This is a genomic window from Pseudomonas corrugata (assembly GCF_050920615.1).
In the GTDB taxonomy this organism is placed as follows: Bacteria; Pseudomonadota; Gammaproteobacteria; order Pseudomonadales; family Pseudomonadaceae; genus Aquipseudomonas; species Aquipseudomonas corrugata.
Genome location: NZ_CP130434.1, coordinates 2,251,753 through 2,278,159 on the forward strand (window position 1 = coordinate 2,251,753; position 26,407 = coordinate 2,278,159).

General features: G+C 59.9%; 26 protein-coding genes. 11 read left to right on the top strand and 15 right to left on the bottom strand.

What is annotated here, in order from left to right:
• Position 1: 1 nt before the first annotated feature.
• Positions 2 to 892 carry an ATP-binding protein gene (locus tag QZH45_RS10345; RefSeq protein WP_024776707.1) on the top strand — a complete coding sequence of 297 codons (891 nt, stop codon included), beginning with the start codon at positions 2 to 4 and terminating at the stop codon, positions 890 to 892.
• On the top strand, positions 889 to 1,371 hold the full coding sequence (locus QZH45_RS10350) for a GAF domain-containing protein (RefSeq protein ID WP_024776708.1): 483 nt from the start codon (positions 889 to 891) through the stop codon (positions 1,369 to 1,371). The genes QZH45_RS10345 and QZH45_RS10350 overlap by 4 nt, the downstream gene beginning before the upstream one ends.
• A 119-nt stretch (positions 1,372 to 1,490) precedes the next feature.
• On the opposite strand, the gene QZH45_RS10355 is transcribed toward QZH45_RS10350, so the two are convergent.
• From QZH45_RS10355 to QZH45_RS10385, 7 genes are all read right to left on the bottom strand, one after another.
• Complete coding sequence (locus tag QZH45_RS10355) at positions 1,491 to 4,442, bottom strand: HD domain-containing phosphohydrolase (RefSeq protein WP_055136029.1); 2,952 nt, start codon at positions 4,440 to 4,442, stop codon at positions 1,491 to 1,493.
• A 144-nt stretch (positions 4,443 to 4,586) separates the two neighbouring features.
• Entirely contained in the window at positions 4,587 to 8,195 is a 3,609-nt protein-coding gene (locus QZH45_RS10360; RefSeq protein ID WP_392397179.1) for a transporter substrate-binding domain-containing protein, read from the bottom strand.
• A 23-nt stretch (positions 8,196 to 8,218) separates the two neighbouring features.
• A complete protein-coding gene (locus QZH45_RS10365) occupies positions 8,219 to 8,845 on the bottom strand; it encodes a response regulator transcription factor (protein WP_024776711.1) in 627 nt (208 codons plus the stop codon).
• Positions 8,846 to 9,359: 514 nt separating this feature from the next.
• On the bottom strand, positions 9,360 to 10,688 hold the full coding sequence (locus tag QZH45_RS10370) for a deoxyguanosinetriphosphate triphosphohydrolase (RefSeq protein ID WP_024776712.1): 1,329 nt from the start codon (positions 10,686 to 10,688) through the stop codon (positions 9,360 to 9,362).
• A 66-nt stretch (positions 10,689 to 10,754) separates the two neighbouring features.
• Complete coding sequence (locus QZH45_RS10375) at positions 10,755 to 11,090, bottom strand: hypothetical protein (protein WP_047701523.1); 336 nt, start codon at positions 11,088 to 11,090, stop codon at positions 10,755 to 10,757.
• The gene (locus tag QZH45_RS10380; RefSeq protein WP_024776714.1) at positions 11,087 to 11,476 is read right to left on the bottom strand and encodes a phage holin family protein; all 390 of its coding nucleotides are present in this window, start codon (positions 11,474 to 11,476) and stop codon (positions 11,087 to 11,089) included. Before QZH45_RS10380 ends, QZH45_RS10375 begins: the two co-directional genes overlap by 4 nt.
• A gap of 2 nt (positions 11,477 to 11,478) precedes the next feature.
• A complete protein-coding gene (locus QZH45_RS10385) occupies positions 11,479 to 11,793 on the bottom strand; it encodes a DUF883 family protein (RefSeq protein ID WP_024776715.1) in 315 nt (104 codons plus the stop codon).
• 349 nt (positions 11,794 to 12,142) lie between these two features.
• On the opposite strand from QZH45_RS10385, the gene QZH45_RS10390 reads away from it, so the two are divergent.
• Positions 12,143 to 13,351: an ammonium transporter gene (locus QZH45_RS10390; protein WP_055136170.1), complete on the top strand. Its 1,209-nt coding sequence runs from the start codon at positions 12,143 to 12,145 to the stop codon at positions 13,349 to 13,351.
• A 4-nt stretch (positions 13,352 to 13,355) separates the two neighbouring features.
• On the opposite strand, the gene QZH45_RS10395 is transcribed toward QZH45_RS10390, so the two are convergent.
• Complete coding sequence (locus tag QZH45_RS10395; protein WP_024776717.1) at positions 13,356 to 15,068, bottom strand: cation:proton antiporter; 1,713 nt, start codon at positions 15,066 to 15,068, stop codon at positions 13,356 to 13,358.
• Positions 15,069 to 15,247: 179 nt separating this feature from the next.
• Here QZH45_RS10395 and QZH45_RS10400 point away from each other — a divergent pair, with 179 nt between their 5' ends.
• From QZH45_RS10400 to QZH45_RS10410, 3 genes are all read left to right on the top strand, one after another.
• Complete coding sequence (locus tag QZH45_RS10400; RefSeq protein ID WP_024776718.1) at positions 15,248 to 15,487, top strand: glutaredoxin family protein; 240 nt, start codon at positions 15,248 to 15,250, stop codon at positions 15,485 to 15,487.
• 91 nt (positions 15,488 to 15,578) lie between these two features.
• Positions 15,579 to 15,899: a transcriptional regulator gene (locus QZH45_RS10405; RefSeq protein ID WP_024776719.1), complete on the top strand. Its 321-nt coding sequence runs from the start codon at positions 15,579 to 15,581 to the stop codon at positions 15,897 to 15,899.
• A 71-nt stretch (positions 15,900 to 15,970) separates the two neighbouring features.
• A complete protein-coding gene (locus QZH45_RS10410) occupies positions 15,971 to 16,861 on the top strand; it encodes a pseudouridine synthase (protein ID WP_024776720.1) in 891 nt (296 codons plus the stop codon).
• 79 nt (positions 16,862 to 16,940) lie between these two features.
• Here QZH45_RS10410 and QZH45_RS10415 read toward each other — a convergent pair whose 3' ends face one another.
• Together QZH45_RS10415 and mobA are read right to left on the bottom strand one after the other, a co-directional pair.
• Positions 16,941 to 17,162: a YgdI/YgdR family lipoprotein gene (locus QZH45_RS10415; RefSeq protein WP_024776721.1), complete on the bottom strand. Its 222-nt coding sequence runs from the start codon at positions 17,160 to 17,162 to the stop codon at positions 16,941 to 16,943.
• Between the two features lie 70 nt (positions 17,163 to 17,232).
• On the bottom strand, positions 17,233 to 17,829 hold the full coding sequence (gene mobA / locus QZH45_RS10420) for a molybdenum cofactor guanylyltransferase MobA (protein WP_024776722.1): 597 nt from the start codon (positions 17,827 to 17,829) through the stop codon (positions 17,233 to 17,235).
• A 77-nt stretch (positions 17,830 to 17,906) separates the two neighbouring features.
• On the opposite strand from mobA, the gene moaB reads away from it, so the two are divergent.
• Positions 17,907 to 18,446 carry a molybdenum cofactor biosynthesis protein B gene (moaB, locus tag QZH45_RS10425; RefSeq protein ID WP_024776723.1) on the top strand — a complete coding sequence of 180 codons (540 nt, stop codon included), beginning with the start codon at positions 17,907 to 17,909 and terminating at the stop codon, positions 18,444 to 18,446.
• Between the two features lie 22 nt (positions 18,447 to 18,468).
• The gene (locus QZH45_RS10430; RefSeq protein ID WP_162164401.1) at positions 18,469 to 19,656 is read left to right on the top strand and encodes a molybdopterin molybdotransferase MoeA; all 1,188 of its coding nucleotides are present in this window, start codon (positions 18,469 to 18,471) and stop codon (positions 19,654 to 19,656) included.
• A gap of 182 nt (positions 19,657 to 19,838) precedes the next feature.
• On the opposite strand, the gene QZH45_RS10435 is transcribed toward QZH45_RS10430, so the two are convergent.
• Positions 19,839 to 20,147: a hypothetical protein gene (locus QZH45_RS10435; protein ID WP_024776725.1), complete on the bottom strand. Its 309-nt coding sequence runs from the start codon at positions 20,145 to 20,147 to the stop codon at positions 19,839 to 19,841.
• 348 nt (positions 20,148 to 20,495) lie between these two features.
• Here QZH45_RS10435 and yegS point away from each other — a divergent pair, with 348 nt between their 5' ends.
• Positions 20,496 to 21,413, top strand: coding sequence for a lipid kinase YegS (gene yegS, locus QZH45_RS10440; RefSeq protein ID WP_024776726.1), 918 nt, complete (start codon positions 20,496 to 20,498; stop codon positions 21,411 to 21,413).
• Here the strand turns inward: yegS and QZH45_RS10445 are convergent.
• The 3 genes from QZH45_RS10445 to QZH45_RS10455 all read right to left on the bottom strand — a co-directional run bounded on the left by QZH45_RS10445 (position 21,397) and on the right by QZH45_RS10455 (position 23,655).
• Positions 21,397 to 22,059 (bottom strand): response regulator transcription factor, encoded by a 663-nt coding sequence (locus QZH45_RS10445; RefSeq protein WP_024776727.1) that lies wholly within the window; start codon positions 22,057 to 22,059, stop codon positions 21,397 to 21,399. The two genes, yegS and QZH45_RS10445, sit on opposite strands and share 17 nt — an antisense overlap.
• A complete protein-coding gene (locus tag QZH45_RS10450; protein ID WP_024776728.1) occupies positions 22,056 to 22,949 on the bottom strand; it encodes a sensor histidine kinase in 894 nt (297 codons plus the stop codon). Before QZH45_RS10450 ends, QZH45_RS10445 begins: the two co-directional genes overlap by 4 nt.
• 235 nt (positions 22,950 to 23,184) lie before the next feature.
• The gene (locus QZH45_RS10455) at positions 23,185 to 23,655 is read right to left on the bottom strand and encodes a hypothetical protein (RefSeq protein ID WP_024776729.1); all 471 of its coding nucleotides are present in this window, start codon (positions 23,653 to 23,655) and stop codon (positions 23,185 to 23,187) included.
• Between the two features lie 481 nt (positions 23,656 to 24,136).
• Here QZH45_RS10455 and QZH45_RS10460 point away from each other — a divergent pair, with 481 nt between their 5' ends.
• Together QZH45_RS10460 and QZH45_RS10465 are read left to right on the top strand one after the other, a co-directional pair.
• Positions 24,137 to 25,060 (top strand): chemotaxis protein CheV, encoded by a 924-nt coding sequence (locus QZH45_RS10460; protein ID WP_024776730.1) that lies wholly within the window; start codon positions 24,137 to 24,139, stop codon positions 25,058 to 25,060.
• 70 nt (positions 25,061 to 25,130) lie between these two features.
• Positions 25,131 to 25,940, top strand: coding sequence for an MOSC domain-containing protein (locus QZH45_RS10465; protein ID WP_024776731.1), 810 nt, complete (start codon positions 25,131 to 25,133; stop codon positions 25,938 to 25,940).
• A gap of 154 nt (positions 25,941 to 26,094) precedes the next feature.
• On the opposite strand, the gene QZH45_RS10470 is transcribed toward QZH45_RS10465, so the two are convergent.
• Positions 26,095 to 26,379, bottom strand: coding sequence for a pyrimidine/purine nucleoside phosphorylase (locus QZH45_RS10470; protein WP_055136173.1), 285 nt, complete (start codon positions 26,377 to 26,379; stop codon positions 26,095 to 26,097).
• Between the last annotated feature and the right edge of the window lie 28 nt (positions 26,380 to 26,407).

Below are 26,407 nucleotides of genomic sequence, written 5' to 3' on the forward strand. Positions count from 1 at the left end.
CGTGGACGCCCGATTGAATGCTTTTCTTGAGCGCGCCGATGCCGTGCTGGCCCGCATCGAGCCTCTGTTGCCCGCTCCCCGGCCCGCCATCGACTGGACCGCGACCCTGGCTGCCCGCTGGCAGCGCGACGGACGCAGCGGCTATCTGCTGCCCCTGCAGGTCAGCCTCGACATGCGCCTGTCGGACTTGATCGGCGTTGATCGCCAGGTCGAGCAACTGGGCCGCAACACCCGGCAGTTCATTGATGGCATGCCGGCCAACCATGCGTTGCTCTGGGGCTCGCGGGGTACCGGCAAGTCGTCCCTGGTGCGTGCCTTGCTGGCCGAGCACGCAGCAGATGGCTTGCGCTTGATCGAAATCGAGCGCGATCACCTGGCCGACTTGCCGCGGCTGGTCGAACAGGTTGCCAGGCTGCCCCAGCGCTTCGTGCTGTTCTGCGATGACCTGTCGTTCGAATCCGGCGAGGGCGATTACCGCGTGCTTAAAAGTGTGCTGGACGGCTCCCTCGAACAGGCGCCGGACAATGTGTTGTTGTACGCCACGTCGAACCGCCGTCACCTGGTGCCGGAGAAGGAAAGCGACAACGAGAACTGGAAGCGGGTCGACGGCGAGCTTCATCCCAGCGAAGCCGTGGAGGACAAGATCGCGTTGTCCGACCGTTTCGGGTTGTGGCTGTCGTTCTATCCATTTACCCAGGAGCATTACCTCAACGTGGTGGAACACTGGATCGGCGAGCTGGCGGCGAAGGCCGGGCTGGCTTGGCAACGTGACGATGCACTGGACGTTTTGGCGGTACGCTGGGCCACTGGGCGCGGCAACCGCAATGGCCGTTGCGCCTATCAGTTTGCCCGATATTGGGTGGGTCTGAAGCTGCTGGAGCACAAGGCATGATTGACTTGAAGAGTACGGGCACAGGCCTTGATGGCTACGGCTTGCTATCGGCACAACTGGAGTCCCTGTTGGCGGATGAGCGCGATTTCATCGCCAACGCTGCGCAGTTTTCGGCCTTCCTGTTCAGCCAGCTGGACGATTTGAACTGGGCCGGTTTTTACCTCAATCGCAACGGAGAACTGGTGCTGGGGCCGTTCCAGGGCCAGATCGCCTGTGTGCGGATTCCTTTCGGACGAGGTGTCTGCGGCGCTGCGGCGGCGACCGGCCAGACCCAGCGTGTCGAGGATGTCCATGCCTTCCCCGGCCACATTGCCTGCGACAGCGCCTCGAACAGCGAACTGGTGGTGCCGCTGGTCAAGGACGGACGGCTGATCGGTGTGCTCGACCTGGACAGCCCGAAACTGGCGCGCTTCAGTGAACAGGACCAGGCAGGCATCGAGCAACTGGCGCAGATTTTCCTGCGTTTGACCGATTGCTGAATGGATGGATCCCACTGTGGGAGCAAGGCTTGCCCGCGATGGCATGGCACGGTGGACATCATCGCCCACTGATCTGTCGACTCGCGAGCAAGCTCGCTCCCACAGGGATTGCGGCATGATCAGCATGAGCGCAATCCCGCCCGGGCCAACAGGCTGTCCGCGTCGACGTCGTCGATCTGGTGCGGATCGAGAAACTGGCTGGCGTAGCTCAGGTAGATCTGTTCATCGATGAACAGCCCGAACAGCTCGGGATCGATGTGGGCGTCACGGCACATGGTGGCCATGATGCCCAGGGCTTCGCTCAGTTTCTTGGCTTTCTTGTAGGGACGGTCGGCCGCTGTCAGTGCTTCGAAAATGTCTGCAATGGCCATCATGCGCGCCGGCAGGCTCATCTGCTCGCGCTTGAGCCGCTTGGGATAGCCGGTGCCGTCCATTTTCTCATGATGACCCCCGGCGATTTCCGCCACATTCTCCAGATGGCTGGGGAAGGGTAACTGGCTGAGCATCAGGATCGTCTGCACCATGTGGTGATTGATGACATAACGCTCCTCACGGGTCAGCGTGCCCCGCGCGATGCTGAGGTTGTAGAGTTCGCCACGGTTGTATTTCCATTGCGGAACATCCAGCTGGAAACCCCAAGGGTTGTCCGCCGGGATCAATTCGGCATCGTGGCGTTCGAACAGATGCTCGGGCTTGTCCGCCAACAATGGTTCCATGACAGGAAGCGCTGGCCTGGGCGTACGCGCCTGGCGCCGACTTTCCTCCCAGGAAACCCCCAGGCGGTCGTCGAGGGTTCGGGTCCATGGACGTTGTGCGATGCGTTGCAGGCGTTGCAGATCGGCGTCGGCCATGGCTTCGGAGCCCAGGTTGCAGCGGGCGACAAAGGAAAAGTCATCGTCGAGGCTGGCCAGCGTCGCATCGCGTGAATGGGTCAGTGCAGCTGGCTCGCCCCCCATCGCCATGGCTTGCCAGTAATCGACCCAGGCGTCGCGTTTCAGCACTTCGAAGCGGGTCCGGATTTCGTGGATGCGGTCGTTCAGGGTTTCCAGTTTGGTGGCTTTGTCCACCACGTATTCGGGAGTGGTGACTTTTCCGCAATCATGCAGCCAGGCAGCGATGTGCAGGGCTTCCCACTCATCTTCAGTCGGTCGATAGGCCTCGAACGCCGGTGCCTGGCTGTTGGCGGCGGCCTGGGCGAGCATCAACGTCAGGGCCGGCACTCGCTGGCAATGGCCGCCGGTGTAAGGGCTCTTGGCATCGATTGCACCGGCCAGCAATTGGATGAAGGAATCCAGCAGTTGTTTTTGCCTGGCCTGCAGACGCTGGCTTTCGATGCTCACGGTGGCGGCACCGGACACGGCCTGCAGGAACGCGATACGGTCCGGCTGCAGTTTTTCCAGGTCGGCTTCGGTGCCGCTGTCGGCGATCAGCAGCACCAGAACGCCCACGGTTTCCTGGTGACGGTTGCGCAGATGAATGCCGATCAGGTGGACCCGTGGAGAGTCCAGCGCCCTCAGGACGCCTTGCAGGTCCCCCGCCTGCTCGAAACCCAGGGAGGTGACGAGGTTATCCGCGTCAGCCAATTGCTGAAGCCAGGGAGGACTGTCGTTGCCGGTCAGGGCATGGCCTTGCAACTCGAAGGCGCCCAGGTCCTGCGGGGTCTGATCGATCACCAACCCATAGGGTTTTACCTGGTCGCTGTCGTTCTCGCGCAGGTAGATCAGTCCGGCCTGGGCCTGACCGATCTTCACGGTTTCGAACAGCACTCGCTCCAACAGCGGAGCGAAGCGGGTTTCGGCGCGCAGGCTGGCGGTGATTTCGAAGAAGCTTGCCAGGGTTTCTTTCATTCGGGCCATCGAGAGGCTCAGTTGATCGACCTCCAGCACCAGGGAGCGGCGGGACACCGGGTAATGAAAGTCGAAGCTGCGAATCGCATCGGCCTCCTGCACCAGCGCGTCCAAAGGCTTGACCAGTATCCTGGAGGTCAGCCAGCCCAGGGGCAGGCACAGCAGCAGGGTGGCAAGGGTAATCAGCGCGCCTTGCCAGCGCATGCGATAGGCATCGGCCAGCAGTTCATCTTCCGGGACCAGTAACGCCAGTTCCAGCCCCTGGGGACCGCCTTCTTGCATGTGGCTGCGGGAAACGATCCATCGACGGCCGGACACCTCCAGGCGCGAGGCATCATCGCGCTCGTCCAGCGCGGCGGCGATGGCCGGACTGAGGTCGCGGGCCTTGATCAGGCGAGCCGAGCGGTTGTCGGTGAGCAGCCGGTTGCTGTCCGGATAGCCCACTGCGTTGCCAAGTGGGTCGAGCAGCACAATTTCGGTGCCGGCGGTAACCTTGTGCTTGGCGAGGGTCTGGGACAGGGCTGCCAGGGTCAGGTCGGCACCGATGACCGCCTGGTTGCCGCTACGCTGGGCGAGGGTGGTGCCGATGTCGTGGCTGGAGAAAAACACGTAGGGCTCGGTGGTGATTTGGCCGGCAGTCTCCAGCGCGCTGCCAAACCAGCTTCGGCGGCGTGGATCAAAGGTGTCGTCGGGGTTGTCCTCGCGGGCGATGAGCGTCAGCGCCTGATCGTAGAACAATGACTGGGAACGAACCGGGCCTGCAGGGGTTGCGCGCTCCACGGTCCAGACCTGATAAAACGCATTGGCGGGCGCTTTCAGGGTGGTCTTCAGTGCCCCGGTGCGCAGTGGCCGGACCATCAGGAAGTTGCCTTTGTTATCGCCCAGGTACAACGACGCCAGGTTCGGGTTGTCACGCAATGCCTGACTGAAGGGCCCGAGCAGGGCCAGGCGCTGGTCCAGGCTGGATGCCTGTGTCGCCGGATACTCGGCCAGCAGGCTCAACACGTGACGGATCGGCTCGTAGGTGTCGTACAAGTCCAGGCGCACGTCCTGCTCAATCCGGTTGAACAGCTTTTCACTGCTGGAGAGGATGATCTGCGTCGTCTGCCGGTAGTTGAAGACGCCCAGTACCACACCCGTCAGCAACAGAAGCAATGTAAACATCACGCTGATGTGGACATGCAGGGGGAACCGGCGTTGTTCCGGACGCGGCGCGCTGGGCATTGCAATCCCTCCAGGAGTCAGGCGTTCTCAATGGTTTTGCACCGCGTTGTGCATTGAAGCGGGCCAGGCAAGGGCGCGGAGGGGAACACCATTGAGAACGCCCCAGGTGCGCACTGCTGAGTCAACAGCATAGTAAACACCAGTTTATTTTGCCTTGGCGATCTCTGTTTCCAGGATCTGCTCCAGCTCGGTCATGGCGTGTTCCAGGGCACTGGTGCATTCGTCGATCCGGTCGCGTGCCTGTACTTCATGGCAGGCCTGCTCCAGTGCCTCGCATCGCTGGATCAGCAAGGGTGACTGCACGATCCGGGCGGCACCTTTTATCTTGTGCGCCGCTTCGGTCAGTGCCTGGCGGTTCCCGCCGCGGGCGATATCGAGCAGTTCCTGGCGGTCCGAGTTGTTGCTGCTGAGCAGTTCTTCCAACAGGCGCCGGGTATACAAGGGATTGCCGCCGGTCAATGCGTCCAGATTCTGTACATTGAAAATGTTTGAGCGGCTGATGGGCTTGATGGCCTTCATCCATTGGCTCAAGGCGCTCAGGCTGATCGGTTTGAACAGACAGTCGTCCATGCCCGCGGCCTGGCAGCGTTGTTTTTCCTCAGGTTGTGCATTGGCGGTGAACCCGAGAATAGTGCAGGGCGGCAGTCGTTGTTCGGACTCGTGCTTGCGAATCGCCCCGGCAAGATCGTAACCGCTCATGACGGGCATGTTGCAATCGGCAATGACCAGGTCGAAGTCCCCTTCAAGCCAGGTCTTGAGCCCTTCAGCCCCGTCATGGGCAACATTATAGTGATGGCCGAGATACTCCAGCTGTTGCGACATCAACAAGCGATTGGCCGAATGGTCGTCCACCACCAGAACCTTCAGGGCGTTCGTAGCGGTTTCTATCACCGGTTCAGGGGGGGCGCCAGCCGTTACCGGGGGCAGGACGGTCAGCTCCAGGCAGACCCGGACCTGGGTGCCGGTGCCCGGCTGGCTATTCAAGTACAGGTTACCCCCCATCATCCGGCACAGGTTGCGACTGATCACCAGGCCCAGCCCGGCACCCTTTCGGGCCATCCGGCCGGTGTTGTCGGCCTGGGCAAAGGGTTCGAACAGACGTTGCAGGTCGGTGGGGCTTATGCCTATACCGCTGTCGCTGACCTCCAGTTGCATGTGCAGGGTATCGTCCTGGGCGGATCGGGTCAGTCTGACCTCGACCTTTACCCAGCCCTGTTCGGTGAATTTGAGTGCATTGCTGATCAGGTTCGAAAGTACCTGCTTGAATCGCAGAGGATCGACCAGCACATCCGGATCGTCGTCCGTCGGTTCGAACTGCAATGACAGCGCAAGATTCTTCTGCCGCGCCACGCCTTCGAATACCCGTATGACCGATTGCAGCATGGCCCTGAGATTGACCCGTTCGGGTGCCAGGCTCAGGTGACCCGATTCGATGCGTGCGATGTCCAGAATGTCACCTATCAGCTCCAGCATGCCGGAGGCCGATTCGTAGGCCACTGCGATTGTCGAGCGATCCACGTGGCCTTTGTCGGCGTGCATCAACGCCAGTTCAAGCATGCCGATCACCGCGTTCATGGGGGTGCGGATCTCATGGCTCATGGTTGCCAGGAAGGTGCTTTTGGCCCGGTTCGCGTCATCGGCCCGCTCCTTGGCCGCGCGCAGCTCGTCGAAGAGTTGGCGTCGTTCACTGATGTCGATCCAGCCACCGATGATGCCCTGCACCTGTGCGGCGGAGTTTCGGTAAGGCAGGATCCAGTGATAGATCGTCAGCTTCCGGTCCCCGATGTGCAGCGGCCGGTCCACGATCAGGGCGGTGCCTTCGGCCATGACGCGCTGATAGTCGGCCTGATATTCCTGGGCTTCGAAGGCATTGCTCATCGATCCGGGCATTACGTTCTTGCCGATGACGTCTTCGCGTTTTGTATCGAACACTTCCAGGTAGCTGTCGTTGCAGCTTTGCAGAACACCGTTGCGATCCCTCACGTAAATGGGGTGAGGTGTGCCGTTGACCAATGAGCGCATGAACTCGAGCTGATCGTTCAACGCCAGTTCGGCCCTTTGTCGTTGGCGGATCTGTCTTTGCATGTAGGCGTTCCAGGCCAATGAAATCAGCAATAGCAGGCCGACGCCCGCAACGATCTGGAAGAACAGGCGGTTATAGGTACGCCAGGTATGTTCCGACGCCGAGACGTAGCCTCGCCAGCGGTTGTTGATCACGCCCAGTTCGTCGGGGTCGATGCTGGTCAAGGCTTTGTCGAGAATGGCGTTCAGTTCGGTGGCGTCCTTGGCTGTGGCCAGAGAAAACATGGCCTGCTGGGTGCCGACAGTGCTGCTGATCTGCAGCCTCTCCCGGAACGAATGCGACGAGAGAAAGTAATTGGCCATGACCAGGGCATTCACGCTGCCGTCGGTCTGTCCCCGTGCAAGCAGTTCAACGGCGTGCGCGGGGTCGTTGGTCTCGACGATCCTGATTTCCGGATACCGCTTGCGCAACCACTCGATGACCGGATTGCCCTTGGCGATCGCCAGGCTCCTGGTCCCGAACTGGTCGAGTGTGACAGGCGTGTCGGACTGCTTTCTGGTCAGCAGGACGAACGAGCTGTCGACGTAGGGGCGACTGAATTTCAACTGCTGCTGTCGCTCGCTGCTCGGCACAAGTGCCGCAATCAGGTCGGCCTGACCGTTCAAGACAGCGGCGATAGCATCGCTGTCGTTGCGCTTGTGCTGAATTTCCAGACGCAAACCAGTACGCAGGCGGATCAACTCCAGCAGATCGGCGCTGATCCCGCGAAAATCGCCGTCCGAATCAAAGAAAGTGAACGGGGCGAAGGTTTCGTTCACGGCCACCCGAATTGCCGGATGCCCGGTCAGCCAGCGTCGTTCCCGTTCGGTCAGTTGAATTCTGTGTTCCGTGAGATAGAGGTCGGCGCCTGCGCTCCAGCGTTTGGAGATCGCGGCTTGCTCGGCGATCGGGATCTGGCTCAGCGTGGCGTTGATAATCTCCAGCAAGCGGGAGTCGCGACGTCGCAGCGCGAACCCGAACCCGTAAGATTCATGTTTGCCGAAGCTGGCCATCCGGATGTTGCTCAGGTAACCCTTGCTGATCATGTAATGGGTGGAAATGGTATCGCCGAGGAATACGTCGGCCTGGCCGAAGGCGACGGCGTTTATGGCGTTCTGATAGGACGGGTAGGCGGTGATGTGCGCCTTTGGGTAGAGTTTTTCAATGTCCTGCAACGGCAGGTAGTGATAGACCATGCTTAGCCGCAACCCCTCGAGATCCTCGCTCAGGGAGCGGGTTTCATTGGTTCGGGTGACGAGCACGGGCTGGTCCACGGCATAGGGAGCCGACAGGACAAGATCGGGGTCGCGGGCTTCGAAACCGTTGGCACTTCCCAGCAAGTCGATTTGCCCATGCTTGAGCGCCGCAATCGCTGCCTCACGGGAACCGAACCGCAGGACTTTGATCGGCAGGCCGGTTGCGTCGGCGACGAGCCCGGCGTAGTCGGCGGTCATGCCTTCGTAGTCGCGTCCGCTGGTGGAGAGATCGAAAGGCGGGTAATCCGGTGCGGAGGTTCCCAGGACCAACTCCTTTCGCCCCAGTAGCCAGGCACGCTGGGCATCATCCAGGCTGACCTCGGAGTGGGCCGAAGTGGAGCGTCCCAGCAGTGTGTAGTGCTCGGGCGCACCCGGCGCCGCAGCGAGAAATCCTGCATATAACCCTGCTATCAATAGCAGGAGGCATCCTTTCATGCATCTGAACATCCTGTTTATTCTCACACCAATGCGTTTCGTTTCGCCATTTCAATCAGTTCTACCAGGGACTTGACCTTGAGTTTTTGCATCAACCGTTTTTTATAGGTACTCACGGTTTTATTACTTAGGAACATGCCTTTGGCTATTTCCTTGTTGGTGCGGCCCTGGGCAAAAAGTTGCAGTACCATCAACTCCCGATCATTGACGTTCTTGAAAAGATCCAGCTCTATACTGCGCGGATCATCTGGGCGCACCGGATTCAATGCCTGACTGGGGAAATAGTTGTAGCCGGATAATACGGCCTTGATTGCGCTGACCAGCTCGCTGAGGTCTTCCTGTTTACAAACATAACCGGAGGCTCCGGACTGCATGCACCTGATACCGAACAGAGTCGGTGACTGTGCCGTGAGCACCAGTGTTTTCAGGGGGGTTGTCATGGCGTTGAAGCGCGAGAGGATCTCCAATCCGTCCAGCTTGGGAATGCTGATGTCCAGGATAACCAGGTCCGGCATGCATTCGCGCACCATTTGCATCGCATCGACGCCATTGTCGGTTTCTCCTACGACTTTATAACCCTCATGCTCCAGAAGCATGCGAACGGCGAGGCGAATGACCGGATGATCGTCGACAATGAAAACGGAGTTCATGAATAAAGTCCCTTGCGAGCTTAATAAAGCGCGCACCTTAGCCCAGTTACAGTCGCGGTCGTACGAGGAGACGGGCGTACATATTCAATTTCGGAAGTTTCCTACAAAAAAAGAAGCGGGGTACTACGAGGTAATTGGGTTTTTAGTAGGTAATGGGAATGAGAGGGGGGCATTTTTATGAGCGGACTATAGGTCAGGAAAAGGTTTTAGAGCGTCAGCTCTTATAAGCAGGGAGAAATTATGTCGTCAATACTGTGTAACCAGGCTCTGTACGAGAAGTCTTGAGACGAAGGTCAGGCAACGCGAGAACAGCCGAGCAAGCGCTGTGTACTGGAGTACATGAGCATTCCGAGGTTGCAACGCAGCATGAACGAGTACCAAGGCTTTTCGTACAGAGCCTGACGTTGCAAATCCGTTGTGGGAGTCAGCCGGCTTCCGAAGCGGAGTGTCAGTCGCCACGAGGGCAAACGGATCGGACGCTATCGCGAGCAGGCTCGCTCCCACGGGGGGAATGTCACTGGCGGGTACGGCCGGTCATCTCCTGTGCCATCTCGCTGGCGTAACTGTCGGTCATTCCGGCGATGAAATCGATCATCCGCAGGAACGCGGCGTGCAAGGGGCCATTGGGATCGGGTGCATTGTTCCCCAGCAGATCGAGAATACGACGATTCTTGAATGAAGGTGAGCGACCCCCATGCTGTTCCAGGGCCGCTCCGCAGAACCCGTTGAGCAGGATTTCAAGCGTGGTGTATGCACCGATTTCATTCAGGGTCTTGCGCTTGTCCTGGAATATTTTCTTGCGCGCCATGTCCTTGGCATTCAACACGCAACGCTTGGCCGGGCCATGCATATGCTCCACCAGGTCGCCCGGTAGCGTGCCGGCCAGCAAGGCTTCCTGCTGCTCGACGAACGCCCGGGCGGCGGCGTTGGTCAGGTGTTCGATAGCCTTGCCCCGCAGGATCGCCAGTTTGCGTCGTCGGGAATCCAGAGGTCCGAGTTGGCGGTAGGTATCCGGAATATCATCGCCCACCAGATCCAGGAGCAGCGATTCCACCTGGGAGTAGTCCAGCAGCTCCATTTCCACGCCGTCTTCCAGATCGATCAGCGCGTAGCAGATGTCATCGGCGGCCTCCATCAAGTACACCAGCGGATGCCGTGCCCAACGTTGATCCTCAAGCTGGGGCAGGCCTAGCTTGTGGGCAATCTGTTCCAGCAATGGCAATTCGCTCTGGTAGCAACCGAACTTGTGCTTCTTGTAACCCAGGGAGTCGGCATGACGGGCGGTCCAGGGGTATTTCAGGTAGGTACCGAGGGTGGCATAGGTCAGTCGTGTGCCTCCATCGAATTGATGGTATTCAAGTTGCGTGAGGACCCGGAACCCCTGGGCGTTGCCTTCGAAATTGAGAAAGTCGCTGCGCTCGGCCTCGCTCATGGCATCGAGCCAGCCGCGGCCTGCTGCCTGCTGGAACCAGTAGCGGATGGCGTCCTCGCCGGAGTGACCGAAGGGTGGATTGCCGATATCGTGGGCCAGGCAGGCGGATTGCACCACCATGCCCAGATCGCTCGGTTCGCACCAGTCGGGCAGGGCGCTACGGATGGTTTCCCCCACGCGCATGCCCAGAGAGCGCCCGACGCAACTGACTTCCAGCGAATGGGTCAGGCGCGTGTGGATGTGGTCGTTGCTGGAAACCGGGTGGACCTGCGTCTTGCGTCCGAGGCGACGAAAGGCTCCGGAAAAGATGATGCGATCATGGTCCTTGTGAAAAGGGCTACGGCCCAGCTCTTCCGGGCTGTGCACGGGTTTTCCGAGGCGTTCGCGAGTCAGCAGGGTATGCCAATCCAAGGCCGGTTGCTCCGTTGATATAGAGATGCCCTAGCTTCCCGGTTCGTGAAGCGTCCCGCAAGCCCATCAGGGCTTGCGTACGTTGCGGGCCAGTTTGATCAGCGGTACCAGCGTCGTTGCCAGCCGGATCAGGCGAACCAGGCCACTGCTGCGTCCGCTGCGGGTCCGTTTGCCACCGATGAAGCCGAGCAAGGACACGGCCGCCATGCCCCAGAGTGGCGCATGTTTTATACCGAAGCCTTCGTGCCAGCTCTGTCCAAGACCTCGTACCCGCTGCAGCGGTTGCAACAGCTGGCGCGTTTCCTGGCGGATTTCCTGGCGATGCATTTCCATGCGCAGGCGTACCAGTGCCTTGCGCATTTCCTGGCGGGTCCTGGCTTGAGGAATGTCAGGCAGACTCATGGCAGCAGGCGCTCCCGGTCATTGTTCAGTTCTTCGAGTGTGGCGTGGAAGGGTGTCGATTCATCGTAGATCGCTGCCCTGAGTCGAAGGCCGCAGAACAATGCCGCCAACAGATAGAACAGGCACAGGCCGATGATGCCCGCAAGGCGATAGGTGTCCCACACCAGAATCAGCACCAGGGTCGAGAGGCCTACCAGCAGCAGCAGGGCGAACACCAGCGCCAGGCCGGCGAACAGCAGCAGGCTGACAGTCCGGGCTTTCTGTTCCTGCAGCTCCATCCCGAACAGTTCGACGTGGCTGTGCAGCAGCCCGAGGAATGCTGCACCCAGGCGGCGCGCTGAAGAAGCTGTGCCCGATTCGGACGAGCTGGAGTCGTTGATATCCATCATCAGCGCCGTGTTGCCAGCAGGCCGATCAGAAAGCCCACGCCAGCAGCGATGCCGACAGACTGCCAAGGGTTGGCCTGTACGTACTCCTCGGTGGCGATGACCGCAGCCTGGCCGCGCTCACGCATGGAATCTTCGGTCAGCTTGAGAGTGTCGCGCGCGCGCAGGAGCGTCTCGTGGATCTGGTTGCGCAGCTCATCGGCCTGGTCCCCCGCCAGCGTAGCCGTATGGTCCAGCAGCCGTTCGGTGTCGCTGACCAGCGTCTGAAAATCTTCTATCAGGATTTCTTGAGCAGTCTTTGCCTGGGTTCTGGCCATGGGTGAATCTCCGTAAATGACGTCTGAATCGTTCGAGTGTAAGCCTTGCCGGAAGGTTCAGTGAAAGTGGCTGGTACAACTTTTGCTCTGTTTTGGCTCAAGGTTTTGCCATGTGCTGGTGCGTCGCCCCGTGTCACTGCGCTGAAGCTGGGCGCAGCCCGCAAAACCTTAACCCAAATAATCAAAACCCGCGAAGCACCTCGCAACGGAACATCGCATTGCCATTTTTAACGCACCAAAGCGGTTCGCCGGCTTTTAATCGGCAAGCGAGCCGTCTCAACTTGGTGCGTTGACGGGTCGAGCGAGCCGCTTTGGTGCTTCTTTCAACTTTTTCAGGTCTGCCAACACCATGGAAAATATGCAAAGCGCTGTGGACAGTCTGATCCACAGTTCCAACACTCTGTTCATCCTGCTGGGTGCGGTCATGGTCCTGGCCATGCATGCCGGCTTTGCGTTCCTGGAAGTTGGAACTGTCCGGCAAAAAAACCAGGTCAATGCGCTGTCGAAGATTCTCAGCGATTTTGCCGTCTCGACCCTGGCCTATTTCTTTATAGGCTACTGGATTTCCTACGGCGTGACGTTCCTGCAACCGGCCGCGGTGCTGAGCACCGATCACGGCTACAGCCTGGTGAAGTTTTTTTTCCTGCTGACTTTCGCCGCCGCCATCCCGGCGATCATATCCGGCGGTATTGCCGAACGTGCACGCTTTGCGCCGCAGCTGTGTGCCACGGTGTTGATCGTGGCATTCGTGTATCCATTCTTCGAAGGCGTCGTCTGGAATGGAAATTTCGGCCTCCAGGCCTGGTTGCTGGCCCGCTTCGGTGCCAGTTTCCACGACTTTGCCGGCTCCGTGGTCGTGCATGCCATGGGCGGCTGGCTGGCGCTGGCGGCCGTGCTGTTGCTCGGGCCTCGTAACGGCCGTTACCGGGAGGGGCGCCTGGTGGCGTTCGCGCCGTCGAGCATTCCATTCCTGGCCTTGGGGTCGTGGATCCTGATTGTCGGTTGGTTCGGTTTCAACGTGATGAGCGCCCAGACCCTGCCAGGGGTGAGCGGTTTGGTGGCGGTCAATTCGTTGATGGCCATGGTCGGCGGTACAGTGGCGGCATTGCTCGTTGGACGCAACGACCCCGGCTTCCTGCACAACGGTCCGTTGGCCGGGCTGGTGGCGGTCTGTGCCGGTTCCGATCTGATGCACCCGGTAGGCGCGCTGGCCACTGGTGCCATTGCGGGCGCCTTGTTTGTCTGGTGCTTCACCGCGGCCCAGGGCAAATGGAAGATCGACGATGTGCTCGGTGTCTGGCCCTTGCATGGGTTGTGCGGGGTCTGGGGTGGCATTGCCTGCGGCATCTTTGGCCAGGACGTCCTGGGCGGCCTGGGTGGGGTCAGCCTGGTCAGCCAACTGATCGGCACTGCCCTGGGCATTGTCATCGCATTGGTCGGCGGGTTCGCGGTCTACGGCGTGATCAAGGCGCTGTTGGGGCTGCGCTTGTCCCAGGAAGAAGAGTATTACGGCGCTGACCTGTCGATTCACAAGATCGGTGCGGTCAGCCAGGACTGAGTCGTCACGCGTCCTTGTCCTGGTTACCGGGATAAAAACCGTGTAGCAGGCGATAGCGATCGTGACGGACCTGATCCACGTGCTGTCGGACCTGCTGTTCCGGCAGCCCGAGCATGATCAGGGCGTGGGAGGCCAGCATCAGGCTCGACTCCAGCAGCTCCGGGACCACTTCGCTGGCCCCGGCGGCCTGCAATTCGGCCAGTTGACTGTCGTCGCGGGTGCGCACCAGGATCGGAACCTGAGGGTTGACCCGCCGGGCCGCCCTGAGCACGGTCAAGGCGATGTCGGTCTTGTCGACCGCGATCACCAGTAATCGTGCGCGGTTCAGCCCCACGGCGACCAGCAGATCCCCTCGTCTCGAATCTCCATAATGCACGCAGCTTTCCCCAACGCTGGCTTCCTGGATGATGACCGGGTCATCATCCAGGGCAACGAACGCCTGGCCCTCCCGACGCAGAAACCGAGCGATGGACTGACCGACGCGCCCGTATCCGCAAATGACCACATGACCCGACAGGTCCGCGTTCAGCGCGTTGATCTGGTCCAGTTGGGCTTCTTCGTTGGGTTTGCGATGCAGGCGTGCGGCGATGGTTGGTGCGGCCCGCAGCAAGAGTGGTGTGAGCAGCATTGAACAGAACGTTGCTGCCAGCAGCAGACCGCCGATGTCGGCGGGCAGGAGGCGGTTCTGTTGCATCAGCGCCATCAGGGCGAAACAGAATTCGCCGCCCTGGGCCAGGGCCAGGCCGCTGCGCCAGGCGGTTTCACCATCGCTGCCGCGCCATTTCACCAGGGCGGCGACCACACAGCCCTTGATGAGCATCAATCCCAGGGTCAGTCCGAGGATCAGCAGGCCGTCATCGACGAACAGTTGCAGATCGATCAGCATGCCGATGCTGACGAAGAACAGCCCCAGCAGAATGTCACGGAACGGGCGGATATCGGCTTCGATCTGGTGTCGGTAATGGCTTTCCCCCAGCAGCATGCCCGCCAGGAAAGCGCCCAGGGCCGGTGAGAGGCCGAGCAGATGGGTCAGCCAGGCGGTCAGCAACACGATCACCAGGGCCAGCAGCACGAACAATTCAGCAGAGCGGGACGCGGCGACTTCATGGAACAGGCGTGGCAGCAGCAGGCGGCTGGCCAGCAGCAAGCCGCCGAACAGGACCAGCGTCTTGCCCAGTGTCACGGGCAGTGCCCAATACCACGCCTGCGAACTGCTGCCGGCGAACACCGGCACCAGGGTCAGCAACAGCACCGCGACAACGTCCTGGAACAGCAATACGCCGATGGCGTTCTGTCCGTGGCTGCTGAAGATCTCCCCCAGGCTGGTCAGCTCCTTGCTGACAATGGCAGTCGACGACAACGCCAGTCCGGCCCCGAGCAGCAACGCGGCCAATACCGGCGCGCCGCAGAGCACCAGCAGCACACCCAGGAGCGCTCCCGAGCACACCACCTGGAGGCTGCCGAGGCCGAACACCACGCGGCGCAGCTCAAGCATCCTGGACAGAGAGAATTCCAGCCCCAGCGAAAACAACAGGAATACCACGCCGAGTTCGGCCAGGTCCGGCAGTCCCTCGCTGTCATTCACCCAGTCCAGGGCGGTGGGGCCTATGGCCAACCCGACGCAGAGGTAACCCAGCACCGGTGGCAGGCGCAGTCGTCTGAACAGGGCGATGACCACCAGTGACGAGGCGAGAATGATCAGCAGGTTGGCAAACAAGGGACACTCCGTTTCAAGGCTCGGTAGACAGCGTAGAAGGGGAAAGCTGACCAGGGTTGTCGAAAAGACATTTGCGTTCAGTGATTTGCATCAGCGTTTTGCCGATGCGGAATGCCCGGCTCGACGGTTTCCGAGGGTGCGCCTAGAATGACCGTCTATCTTTTGTGGGTCTACCAGCCATGCCTCCTGAATGCCAACTGTTCGGTACCCTGGGTTGTCATCTCTGCGAAGTTGCCGAAGGGGTGTTGATGCCTTTCGTTGAGCACGGCTTGCTGGTGGAACTGGTGGATATTGCGGAAAGCGAGGCGATGTCCGACGCTTATGGACTGCGCATTCCGGTGCTGCGCCGGGTCGATACCGGTGCCGAACTTGACTGGCCTTTCGATGACCCCGATCGGGTTGCCGCCTTTCTGCGCTGACCGGTCCGTCCGTCATGTCCTCATACCGCCATTGGCGAAAATGGTGCTCTTCGGTTACTGTATGCCTATACAGTTATCTGGAGTGCATCCCTTGGTCAATGTCGAACAATTGAAGAACAGCGTGAACAGGATGTCCGTGGACGTTGTGCGCGAGGCTGTCCTGGAACTGCGCCTGGACGGGCTGGTGACCGAAGGCAAGACACCGTTCAACAAGCTGCATTTCAACACCTGCTTCGCTGAGATCGAAGCGCTGTTCCAGCGTGCCGGATATCACAAGCAACTGGATGTGGTGGGCTATCAGGGCTTGTTGTATGCGCTGTACGACCCGGGTCGCTGGGAGGCGGTGGAAGTGCTGCGCTGGTTGAAGGAGTTCACCGAGGCGGCGGCACGTCCTGTCTCGCTTCCGGCGTGAGGTAATCATTGCTGGGCTGGCTTGTGCGACTGTCGGATAATGTCGCCCCGCAAAATGTTCAAGAGTGTCCGATGTCCGGTTCATCGTTTTCCGCTGCACACCATCAGGCCAGCACTTTATACCTGCCCCCCGGTTCCTGGCAGACGGTGCTGGATTGCCTGTGCGAGCATTTCAGTGCCATCAGCCGCGAGCAGTGGCGAGACCGCATTGCCCGGGGCCGGGTGCTGGACGCAGAGGGCAAGGCGATTCCTGTTGATCTGCCATACCGTGAAGGCTTGCGCATTCATTACTTTCGTGAAGTGGCCGACGAGAAGCCGATCCCGGTCGTGGAGTCGATCCTGTACGTTGATGAACATCTGGTAGTGGCGGACAAACCGCATTTCCTGCCTGTCACTCCGGCGGGGGAGTACGTCGAGCAAACCCTGTTGCGACGCTTGATCCGGCGGCTGGACAATCCTCATCTGGTGCCCTTGCACCGTATCGACCGGCACACGGCCGGGCTGGTGCTGTTCTCGGCCAATCCCCAGAGCCGATCGGCTTACCAGTCATTGTTCCCGACGCGAAGGATCGAGAAACGCTACCAGGCCATTGCCCGTGCGTTGCCTCAGCTAACCTTTCCGCGGGTGCATAGAAGCCGGATGATTGATGGCGAACCATTCTTCCGGATGCAGGAAGGAGCGGGCGAACCGAACACTGAAACGACCATCGAGGTTCTGGAAAAAAACGCTGAGCTGTGGCGCTACGGCCTGTCTCCGGTCACCGGGAAGAAGCATCAGTTGCGGGTTCATATGAATGCCCTGGGGGCGGGTATCTGCAACGACCCGTTCTACCCTGACGTGCTCAGGGATGTGGAGGATGACTACGCCAATCCCCTTAAACTGCTGGCCCAGGGGCTGCGTTTCATTGATCCGGTCACGGGTGAGGAGCGAGTGTTCGAAAGCGGTATTACGCTCCAGTGGTAGCTTCGCTTGTCGAGCAGTCATCAAAAAGCCCGCAATATTGCATTGCGGGCTTTTCTGTATCGGGTTGCAGCATCGGGGCTTACAGATCTTTGACGGTGCGAACCTGATCCTTGTTCACGCGGGTGTGCTTGCCGTCCAGTTGTTCGAACTCGTAGAAGCCAGTGTCTTCATCGTACTGGGGGGTGTCGACGGCCTGGATTTCGCGACCGTCATTCAAGGTAATCACTGTAGGCGATGCGCAACCGGCAAGAGTGGCGAGGCCCAGTGCGAGCATGAAAGTGGCGAGGGTCCGTTGTGTCATGGTACTTCTCCGAAAATGAATTCTTCAGGTTACTGACCTTCAGACGTATACATCTCACGCAAGTTCCTGGCTAGTGGCCTTTATGTCGCGTCAGCAGTTCCGGCGTGTTCAGGTTCGCCAGCCGGGGATCGTCGGCCGGACATTGCAATGCAATGGCGTGCAGTGTGCGCATGATACGGCCGGGGCTGCGTTCGCCTTCGCGCCAGGCCTCTTCGAACGCTGCCGCCAGGGCCAGTGGAATGACGCATAGCAGCGGTTCCCAATGTTCGCCGTGGCGCACCATCAGCGGCACGTGGGGATGCTGGCTGGCCATCGTGCGCATACTGTCGAGAAGACCGGAATCAATCTGCGGTACATCGCACGGCAGCACCAGCAGATACGGATGCCTTGCCACCTTTAGGCCGGCCCGGATGCCTGCCAGGGGGCCGGGATAATCGCCTTCATCGTCATGTACCAATCGATCGGCATACAGCGCATAACGTTCAGGGTTGCGGTTGCAGGAGATGATCAGGTCATCGCTCAATGCGCGGGTCTTGCGCTGGAGATGGACGATCAACGGCTCGCCCTGCCATTCCACCAGGCCTTTGTCCCGCCCACCCATGCGTTGTCCGCGGCCACCGGCCAACAGCAGGATGGAGCAGGGTGGCAGGGCAGTATTCGAGGTCATGGTGTGTCTCCGCACAGGCGAAAAAATGAAGCGCTGTGATATAACACCGGGCTGTTTCCCCTACAACTGGACGAGCTATGAAAGCCAAGGCTGATGTACCTTTCGTGCCGCTCAACATCGCGGTGCTGACTGTCAGTGATACCCGTACCCTGGAAACCGACACGTCCGGGCAGGTTTTCGTCGATCGGCTCTGTGCGGCCGGGCATAACCTGGCGGCGCGAGTCCTGCTCAAAGATGATCTGTACAAGATTCGGGCGCAAGTTGCGAGCTGGATTGCCGATGAGGTAGTGCAGGTGGTGCTGATCACCGGTGGCACCGGTTTTACCGGACGTGACAGCACCCCGGAAGCGGTCGCGTGCCTGCTGGACAAGCAGGTCGACGGTTTCGGTGAGTTGTTTCGGCAGATTTCCGTGGCCGACATCGGCACCTCCACCGTTCAGTCCCGAGCACTGGCGGGCCTGGCCAATGGCACGCTGGTGTGCTGTTTGCCGGGCTCTACCAACGCGGTGCGCACCGGTTGGGACGGGATTCTCGCCGAGCAACTGGATGCGCGGCACCGACCCTGCAACTTCGTGGCCCATCTGAAACAGGCGGCTCCTTGTGAATCCCGTGGGTAAACCTGGCAAGACCGGCGCTTTGATGGCTGTCGAAGTCGCATTGGAGCAACTGCTGGCAATGGCCGCGGCCACGCCGGTGACCCAGCACGAGCGCCTGCCGCTGGCTGAGGCGCAAGGGCGGGTGCTTGCGGAGGATCTGGTGTCGACCCTGGATCTGCCGCCGTGGCCCAACAGCGCCATGGACGGTTATGCATTGCGGCTGGCTGACTGGAAAGGTGAACCGCTGGCGGTCAGCCAGCGGATCTTCGCCGGGCAGGCTGCGCAACCGCTGGCTGTCGGGACCTGCGCGCGGATCTTTACGGGAGCGCCGGTTCCCGCCGGGGCCGACTGCGTGGAAATGCAGGAAAACGTCCTGGTTGAAAGCGACCAGCGAGTACGGTTTACCGAGTCCTTGTCCAACGGACAGAACATCCGCCCCCAAGGGCAGGAAACCACCGTTGGCGAACAGGTACTGGCTGCCGGCACTCGCCTGGGACCGATCGAATTGGGGCTGGCCGCATCCCTGGGCTGCGCGTCCCTGGATGTGATACGCAAGGTCCGGGTCGCGGTCCTGTCCACCGGTGATGAACTGGTCGAGCCCGGTCAGCCTCTGGGCCCCGGCCAGATCTATAACAGCAACCGCGTGCTGCTCTGTGGCTGGCTGCAGCGACTGGGTTGTGAAGTGGTTGACGCAGGTATCCTGCCGGACGACTTGTCGACTACCCGGACCCGCCTGGCCCAGCTGTCGGATGTTGATCTGATCCTGTCTACCGGTGGTGTATCGGTAGGGGAGGCGGATTTCCTGGGCGTGGTGCTACGCGAGGAAGGAGAGCTGACACTCTGGAAACTCGCCATCAAACCCGGGAAACCCCTGACGGTTGGGCACTTCCGTGGCGTGCCGGTCATAGGCTTGCCTGGAAATCCTGCCTCGACCCTGGTGACTTTTGCGTTGCTGGCCAGGCCTTACCTGCTGCGACGCCAAGGCGTTCAATCGGTGGTGCCGCTGAAGTTCAAGGTGGCGGCCGGGTTTGTCTGGTCCAAGGCAGGCAGTCGGCGAGAATACCTGCGAGGCCGTATGGAAAACGGCCGGGCAATCATCTACCGGAATCAGAGCTCCGGGGTTCTGCGCAGTGCGGCCTGGGCCGAAGGACTGGTAGAGGTGCTTGAGGGGCAGACGTTGGTCGAGGGTGATGAAGTGGGCTTCATCCCTTTGAGCGAACTTCTGGGCTAGTGACCTGCACGAAATAGCCACACAGGCCACTTATATCCCGTCTCGCAGATACAGACTTTTTGACGGCAGCTTTCACGGCAACAGACGCCATCGGAAATAAACTGTATTTGTGCGACGGGACACCACCTCTGCAGGCGGTGTATTCCGGCACAAGTCGATGTCCGATGCCTGCGTCCATCGCTTTATCGCGACAGCAGCGTCACCAGTTGATCGAAACGGCTGTTCGCGATCCAGCCCATAAGGCCGACGATCACTGCCGCCGCGCCGGCCGAGTAGGCAAGTCTGTGTCGGATTACCTTTACATCGGTACGGATTTCATCCATGTCTCGGCGGATGTACTTAAGGTGGGTTTCCAGTTCAACGACGCGCGGTTCCAAATCGACTCCTCCAACGGGATTGCTGCAACTTTTGCATTCGTTCTGAGCATCGGCCCGCTCGCCCCCGAGAGGTGCGAACTGTCGAGGCGACAGCTTGTATTCATGGCTATGCATGGGACGCTTCATCCCTTCGGCCACTATTGTTCGAACCACTGATCCGTACCCTGCGGGCCGTGACGTATCCATCCATGGGTTAGCACATCCTTGTGTAATAAGTGTTTTTTATCGGTCCAGCACAACAGAGTGCCAAGGTGTCTCAATACTGCTGGAGGGTCAATTGAGCTGTTTCGCCAAGTCTTGTAAGAAAACTCTTTGCGTGCGGAAACGTCGCTCCGATGCGCCGGCTGGCGGCTTAGCCGTGGACCAGGTATGGATATTTTCCGGTTAAATTGACGTGGCGAGGGCTTTTTCAGCCAAATGCGCGGTCCCAATCCCTGGAACCTTCCAACGACGGAGATAGGGATGAGCAAGGGCAAGGCGCTATTGATTCTGCATGGCAAGCAAGCGCTCAACGAAGAGGTTCGCGCCGCAGTGATGCTTAGGCGCAAGCAAGGCTGGGACCTGGCGGTCCGGTTGACCTGGGAGGCGGGCGATGCCCGGCGGTGTGTCGAAGAAGCGCTGGAGGCCGGTTATACGCGGCTGATTGCCGGTGGCGGTGATGGAACCTTGCGTGATATCGCCGAAACGCTGGCCCTCAAGCCCGGCGATGCCAGTCTGGTGTTGCTGCCCCTGGGCACCGCGAATGATTTTGCCCGGGCGATCGGGGTCCCGCTGGAGCCGGATCGTGCCCTGGATCTGCTGGACGTTGAACCGCACCCGATCGATCTGGGTGAGGTCGGCGGGCGGATTTTCCTCAACATGGCCACGGGCGGTTTCGGCAGCCAGGTCACGGCGAATACCTCCGAAGAGCTCAAGAAGGTACTGGGGGGCGCCGCTTACCTGTTTACCGGAATCACGCGTTTCAGTGAGTTGAGTGCGGCCTATGGCGAATTGCAGGGGCCCGGATTCAGTTGGCAGGGCGATCTGCTGGCGTTGGGCATCGGTAACGGCCGGCAGGCCGGAGGAGGCCATGAATTGTGTCCGCAGGCACTGGTCGATGACGGATTACTGGACATCAGTGTCCTGCCGGCCCCCCAGGAAGTGGTCAGCACGCTAAAGGACTTGCTGGCCGGTGGTCTGGGCATCGACAACATGTTCGTGCGTGCACGCTTGCCATGGGTGGAGATCAAGGTGGCCCAGGGCCTGGATATCAATCTGGATGGCGAACCCTTGCAGGTAGATGACCTGCGCTTCACAGTGCGTCCGAAAGCGCTGCGTGTACATTTGCCACCCGACTCGCCTTTGCTGGTCGCCTCGGCGCAGCTCAATCGTCCAGGCTGATAATCTGCTCACGCACAGCGAAAAGCACCAGGCCGGCCACGTCGTGGATCTGCAGGCGCTTCATGATCTGGGCCCGGTGGGTTTCCACGGTCTTGATGCTCAGGCTCAGGCCGTTGGCAATTTCGCGGGTGGATTTGCCTCGCACGATCAGCCGCAGTATTTCCAGCTGGCGTGCCGTCAGATTGTGGGTATGGGCAGGGGAGGGCGGATGCTTCTGCTGGGTGCGGGTCAGGGCCTGGTTGATCACGGTATGGGCGATGGCGGGACTCAGGTAGTGTTCATCGTTACGTAGTGCGTTCAGGGCGTGTTCCAGCTCAGTGGCCGTCGTATCCTTGAGCAGATATCCGTGGGCGCCGGATTCCAGCGCCTGCATGATCAGCGCCGGATCGGTATGCATCGACAGGATCAGTACCTTGCTGCGCGGCCGTGCCCGCTTGAGCTCGCGCAGGGCGTCCAGGCCGCTGGTGTTCTTCATGGAGATGTCCAGCAGCACTATATCGGGGTCCAGCCGTTCGACCAGCGCCAGCAGTTGGGTACCGTCACTGGCTTCACCGATGACGGCATAGTCGGGCAGGTCCATGATCAGTGCGCGCACGCCGGCGCGGATCAGTGAATGGTCATCTACCAGAAGCAAGTTACAAGTCAATGGAGAACCTTATTTTTATTGGCCCGTGCCAGGGCGCGAGGCGCCCAGGGAAAACGGGCTTCGATATGCGTGCCCTTGCCGGCTTCACTGGTGACTTCCAGCGTGCCGCCCAGCTGTTCGACTCGCTCTGACATGCCGGCCATGCCGCGTTGTCCTTCGCGAGCGGGGTGGGATGCGGGGGCGAAGCCATGACCGTCGTCGCGTATCAGCAGGAACAGGCCTTCTGGCAGGCGCTGCAGGCGTACCAGCAGATTATTCGCTTGGGCATGGCGCAAGACGTTGGTGACTGCTTCCTGAGTGATTCGAAAAGCGGCGACTGCCATTTCCTCCGGGATGCCCGTCATGCGCTGCTGGCAGTCGAGGCTCCATTTTACCGGGGTATTGGCCAATGTCTTGAGCAGGTGGGCGCGCAGGCTGGCTTCAAGCCCGAGGCTGGTCAACTGCCTCGGGTTGAGAATGGCCGATACATCGCGGACTTTGTTGAGGGTTTCGTCCAGGGTTTCGCCGAGTATCGAGCACTGCGCTTGCAGATCATCCGGCACTCGGCGCTTGAGCCACTCGCTCTGCAGTTTCGCCGCTGTCAGTAGCTGGCCGATGTCGTCATGCAGTTCGCGACTGAGCCGATGGCGCTCATTTTCCTGGACTTCGAGCAGCCGGTCGGCCAACTCCTGGGGTTGGAACTTGATGGACTTTCGCGACAACTGGTATTGGGTCCAGACACAGGCCAGGGCCGCAATATTCAATATCAGCAAGCCCAAGGGCAGTGTGCGGGCGAACAGATAGATCAGCAGGCAGCCGAGAGTCGAGCAGGTACACAGAAACAGTGTGAACCGGCGGGCGTTTTCTCGGGATGGTGGCCAGGTGATGAATGACTTGAGGCTGGCGTACATGACGGATGGAGCCAATGAATGTTCGCTGCGGGCGAGCCGGTCAGCACAGGGGACGGCCCGGGTCGGTAAATGGTTCAGGTCGAGGCTGGCTTCAGATTGACGGTATTTCCTGTCGTCGTGTTGAAGCCTCTGACGCGAGACATAGTACCACTTCATCCATGGTTGGTCGCGCTCGGCATGGCGGCTTGAAAGCACCGTGGAGCACGCGCGTCGGGCTGGGCCCGCATCGCCGGTATCACGCTTGTTTCTGTGAATAGGTAAGCAGGCTCAGTGGAGGTGCTGCGGTCAATATCTCGCAGGGATTCTGGCCCACCTGGAGCGCAAATGCTTCGATCAACGAGGTCTGTTCGCTGTTGTCCAGGCCGAGCTGGCCGGTGGCAGGATCGACCAATTCAAGTTGCCATGCCATCAGCGTGAAGCAGTCCTTCAATGCCTCCAGCGCCTGATCGTGCAATTCCATGTGGTTTTGCGCATGGCTGAGTAAGCCATGGATATGCAGAGAAAACTCCGAAACGGCTTCCAGCGCCAAGGCATTTGCCTTGTTTGCCAGCTTCAGCAGGGAGCTGAGCATGCAATCGATCGCGTCCTTGTCGTTGTTGATCAGTTGCAGGTGGCTCAGGCATTCCTCCGACTTGGCCAGAAGTGTCTCGGCTTCGGTCAGGAATTCGGGAAAGCGCTGGAGCCAATTCTTACGATCGTTCGGCATGCTTATCTCCACAACATCATGTCAGGCGAAAGGAAACCGCTTGAGGCGAACGACGGGACCGAGCGCTCGGCAACGAACGAACCTGCGTCGTTGCGCCCTTGCCTTGGGTAAGGACGAGCCTGCAAGCGATTGCACTGGCGGGATCGGCCGAAAGGCTGGAAGTCCGATGTCCTGCGGTCGCACACAAAGGCCTGACTCCGTTCAGCAATGAGAATGGCGTCACATTAATGGCTATTGGATATTGGGAATATCAGGTTGGACCTGATTGTACCTAGGGGAATCCCTTAGGCAGGGGAACCTTATGCGCAAAACGAGGTCGCGCGGCGGGGAGAACAAGCGGGGTGAAGGGTGAATGCAGTAAAGCATGATGTTAAGGTGATATCAATCCTGCGCGCAGCTATTTTGGTCAGGGGTCAAGATCCGCTTTGGGCGGCCGATAGCTGTTCTATTGGATTCATCCGAACAATCCCAGGAGTCATCGATGGCCAGCATTCTCGACACGGTAGATCAACGAACCCAGCTGGTGGGTGAGAATCGCCTGGAAATTCTCATGTTTCGCCTGGCGGGCCGGCAATTGTTCGCCATTAACGTTTTCAAGGTCCAGGAAGTGCTGCAACTGCCGAAGTTGACCCTGATGCCGCAACGCCATCCATTTGTCTGTGGCGTGGTCAACCTGCGAGGCCAGACGTTGCCGGTGATTGATCTGTCCCAGGCTATCGGCATGCGTCCATTGGTGCCGGGAGCCAACAGCACCATTATTGTGACTGAATACAATCGCTCGGTTCAGGCGTTCCTGGTGGGGGGGGTGGATCGCATCGTCAACATGAACTGGGAAGCGATCCTGCCGCCTCCGACCAGCGCCGGCCGTGAACACTACCTGACCGCCATCAGCAAGGTGGACGATCAGTTGGTGGAAATCATCGACGTGGAAAAAGTCCTGGCCGAAATCGTGCCGTACAATGCCAAGGTTTCCCGAGACAAACTCGAAGACCCGGTGCTGGAGCGTGCCCGTGGACGTGAAGTGTTGCTGGTGGACGACTCCAACGTCGCGCTGTCGCAACTGCGTGACACCCTGGGTCAGTTGGGCATAAAGATGCATATTGCCAGCGACGGATTGAAGGCCCTGAACATGCTCAAGGCCTGGGCCGACAGTGGTGAGGTGATGACCGATAAGCTGCTGATGATCTTCACTGACGCGGAAATGCCGGAAATGGATGGCTACCGCCTCACTACTGAAATCCGTAACGACCCGCGGTTGCGTGGGCTTTACGTGGTGTTGCATACCTCGTTGTCCGGCAGCTTCAACGACTCGATGGTCAAGAAGGTCGGCTGCGACAATTTCCTCTCCAAATTCCAGCCGGACAAACTGGTCGACGTGGTGCGCCAGCGACTGATGCTCGACTGAAGCCGATCGTGGTTTGCTTCGATGGCGGGCTCGTATATGGTGGCGTTTTTTCACCATCCGGGAGCTGACCATGTTGCGTCTGAGCGCGCTGTACCGTTATCCGTTGAAGTCCGGTAAGGGCCAGCCCCTGCAAGGGATTGGCCTGGACAAGCTCGGCCTGGACGGTGACCGGCGCTGGATGCTGGTGGATGAAGCCAGTGGGCGCTTCCTGACCCAGCGGGCCGTGGCGAAGATGAGCCAGCTCTCGGCATTGTGGAATGAGGCGGGAGGTCTGACCCTCAGTGCGCCGGGCTACGGCAGTATCGACGTGCCGCTGCCCTCTGCCCGGGAAGAGCAGCGCCGCGGGGTGATTATCTGGCGCGATACCCTGCGCGTGCCGGATGCTGGTGACGAGGCGGGGGCCTGGGTCAGCGAATTCATCGGCAACGCCACGCGCCTGGTGCATGTGCCGGTGGAACTTGCACGTACCACGGCGGCCGGTTATGGCAAGGACGACGACAAGGTTGCCTTCGCCGACGGATTCCCGTTACTGCTGATCGGCCAGGACTCGCTGCAGGATCTGTCGAATCGGGTCGGTCGTCCGATGGAGATGCTGCGTTTTCGTCCCAACCTGGTGATCGAAGGCAGCCAGGCGTTTGCCGAGGATGGGTGGAAGCGCATTCGTATCGGCGATGTGGTGTTCCGGGTGGTCAAACCCTGCTCGCGTTGCATCATGACCACGGTGGACCCACAGACCGGCGAGCGCGATCCGGGCCGTGAACCTTTTGCCACTTTGCAGCAGTATCGTTCGACACCGGACGGTCCGATGTTTGGTCAGAACCTGGTCAATGACAGCAATGGCCGGCTTGAAGTCGGCATGCCGGTTGAAGTGCTCGAGTAAATCCTGCGCAGTCCTCTGTAGGAGCTGGCGAAGGCTGCGATCTTTTGATATTGGTCTTTTGCTAAAGACTCAACTGCCTGGGACAAGATCGCAGCCTCGTTGCACTCGACAGCTCCTACGGGCGGTGTTCACAGGTAGGCAGTGTCGACAGCTCTTACGCGCGGTATTCACACAGGTAGGCTGTGTCGACCGCCACCTTGAGCTGGAACTTGCTGTCGGCCGGTACCTTGAACTGGCTGCCGGCCTCGAAGGTTTCCCATTCGGTGGCGCCGGGCAGCTTCACGGTCAGGGCGCCGGACACAACGTGCATGATTTCCCGCTGGGCCGTGCCGAACTCGTATTCGCCCGGAGCCATGACGCCGATGGTCGCAGGGCCTTCAGCCGTACCGAATGCGATCGACTTGACGGTTCCGTCGAAGTACTCGTTGACTTTGAACATGGGCGATTCCTCGAAAAAGGGCTGAAAA

Coding starts and splice junctions, on each gene's coding strand:
- QZH45_RS10430 (WP_162164401.1), top strand. CDS start 18,469: ATGGCTGTCGAAGTCGCATTGGAGCAACTGCTGGCAATGGCCGCGGCC.
- QZH45_RS10400 (WP_024776718.1), top strand. CDS start 15,248: ATGCCTCCTGAATGCCAACTGTTCGGTACCCTGGGTTGTCATCTCTGC.
- QZH45_RS10365 (WP_024776711.1), bottom strand. CDS start 8,845: ATGAACTCCGTTTTCATTGTCGACGATCATCCGGTCATTCGCCTCGCC.
- QZH45_RS10435 (WP_024776725.1), bottom strand. CDS start 20,147: ATGCATAGCCATGAATACAAGCTGTCGCCTCGACAGTTCGCACCTCTC.
- QZH45_RS10470 (WP_055136173.1), bottom strand. CDS start 26,379: ATGTTCAAAGTCAACGAGTACTTCGACGGAACCGTCAAGTCGATCGCA.
- QZH45_RS10450 (WP_024776728.1), bottom strand. CDS start 22,949: ATGTACGCCAGCCTCAAGTCATTCATCACCTGGCCACCATCCCGAGAA.
- QZH45_RS10350 (WP_024776708.1), top strand. CDS start 889: ATGATTGACTTGAAGAGTACGGGCACAGGCCTTGATGGCTACGGCTTG.
- QZH45_RS10385 (WP_024776715.1), bottom strand. CDS start 11,793: ATGGCCAGAACCCAGGCAAAGACTGCTCAAGAAATCCTGATAGAAGAT.
- QZH45_RS10355 (WP_055136029.1), bottom strand. CDS start 4,442: ATGCCCAGCGCGCCGCGTCCGGAACAACGCCGGTTCCCCCTGCATGTC.
- QZH45_RS10375 (WP_047701523.1), bottom strand. CDS start 11,090: ATGAGTCTGCCTGACATTCCTCAAGCCAGGACCCGCCAGGAAATGCGC.
- QZH45_RS10455 (WP_024776729.1), bottom strand. CDS start 23,655: ATGCCGAACGATCGTAAGAATTGGCTCCAGCGCTTTCCCGAATTCCTG.
- QZH45_RS10360 (WP_392397179.1), bottom strand. CDS start 8,195: ATGAAAGGATGCCTCCTGCTATTGATAGCAGGGTTATATGCAGGATTT.
- moaB (WP_024776723.1), top strand. CDS start 17,907: ATGAAAGCCAAGGCTGATGTACCTTTCGTGCCGCTCAACATCGCGGTG.
- QZH45_RS10390 (WP_055136170.1), top strand. CDS start 12,143: ATGGAAAATATGCAAAGCGCTGTGGACAGTCTGATCCACAGTTCCAAC.
- yegS (WP_024776726.1), top strand. CDS start 20,496: ATGAGCAAGGGCAAGGCGCTATTGATTCTGCATGGCAAGCAAGCGCTC.
- QZH45_RS10410 (WP_024776720.1), top strand. CDS start 15,971: ATGTCCGGTTCATCGTTTTCCGCTGCACACCATCAGGCCAGCACTTTA.
- QZH45_RS10380 (WP_024776714.1), bottom strand. CDS start 11,476: ATGGATATCAACGACTCCAGCTCGTCCGAATCGGGCACAGCTTCTTCA.
- QZH45_RS10460 (WP_024776730.1), top strand. CDS start 24,137: ATGGCCAGCATTCTCGACACGGTAGATCAACGAACCCAGCTGGTGGGT.
- QZH45_RS10465 (WP_024776731.1), top strand. CDS start 25,131: ATGTTGCGTCTGAGCGCGCTGTACCGTTATCCGTTGAAGTCCGGTAAG.
- mobA (WP_024776722.1), bottom strand. CDS start 17,829: ATGACCTCGAATACTGCCCTGCCACCCTGCTCCATCCTGCTGTTGGCC.
- QZH45_RS10415 (WP_024776721.1), bottom strand. CDS start 17,162: ATGACACAACGGACCCTCGCCACTTTCATGCTCGCACTGGGCCTCGCC.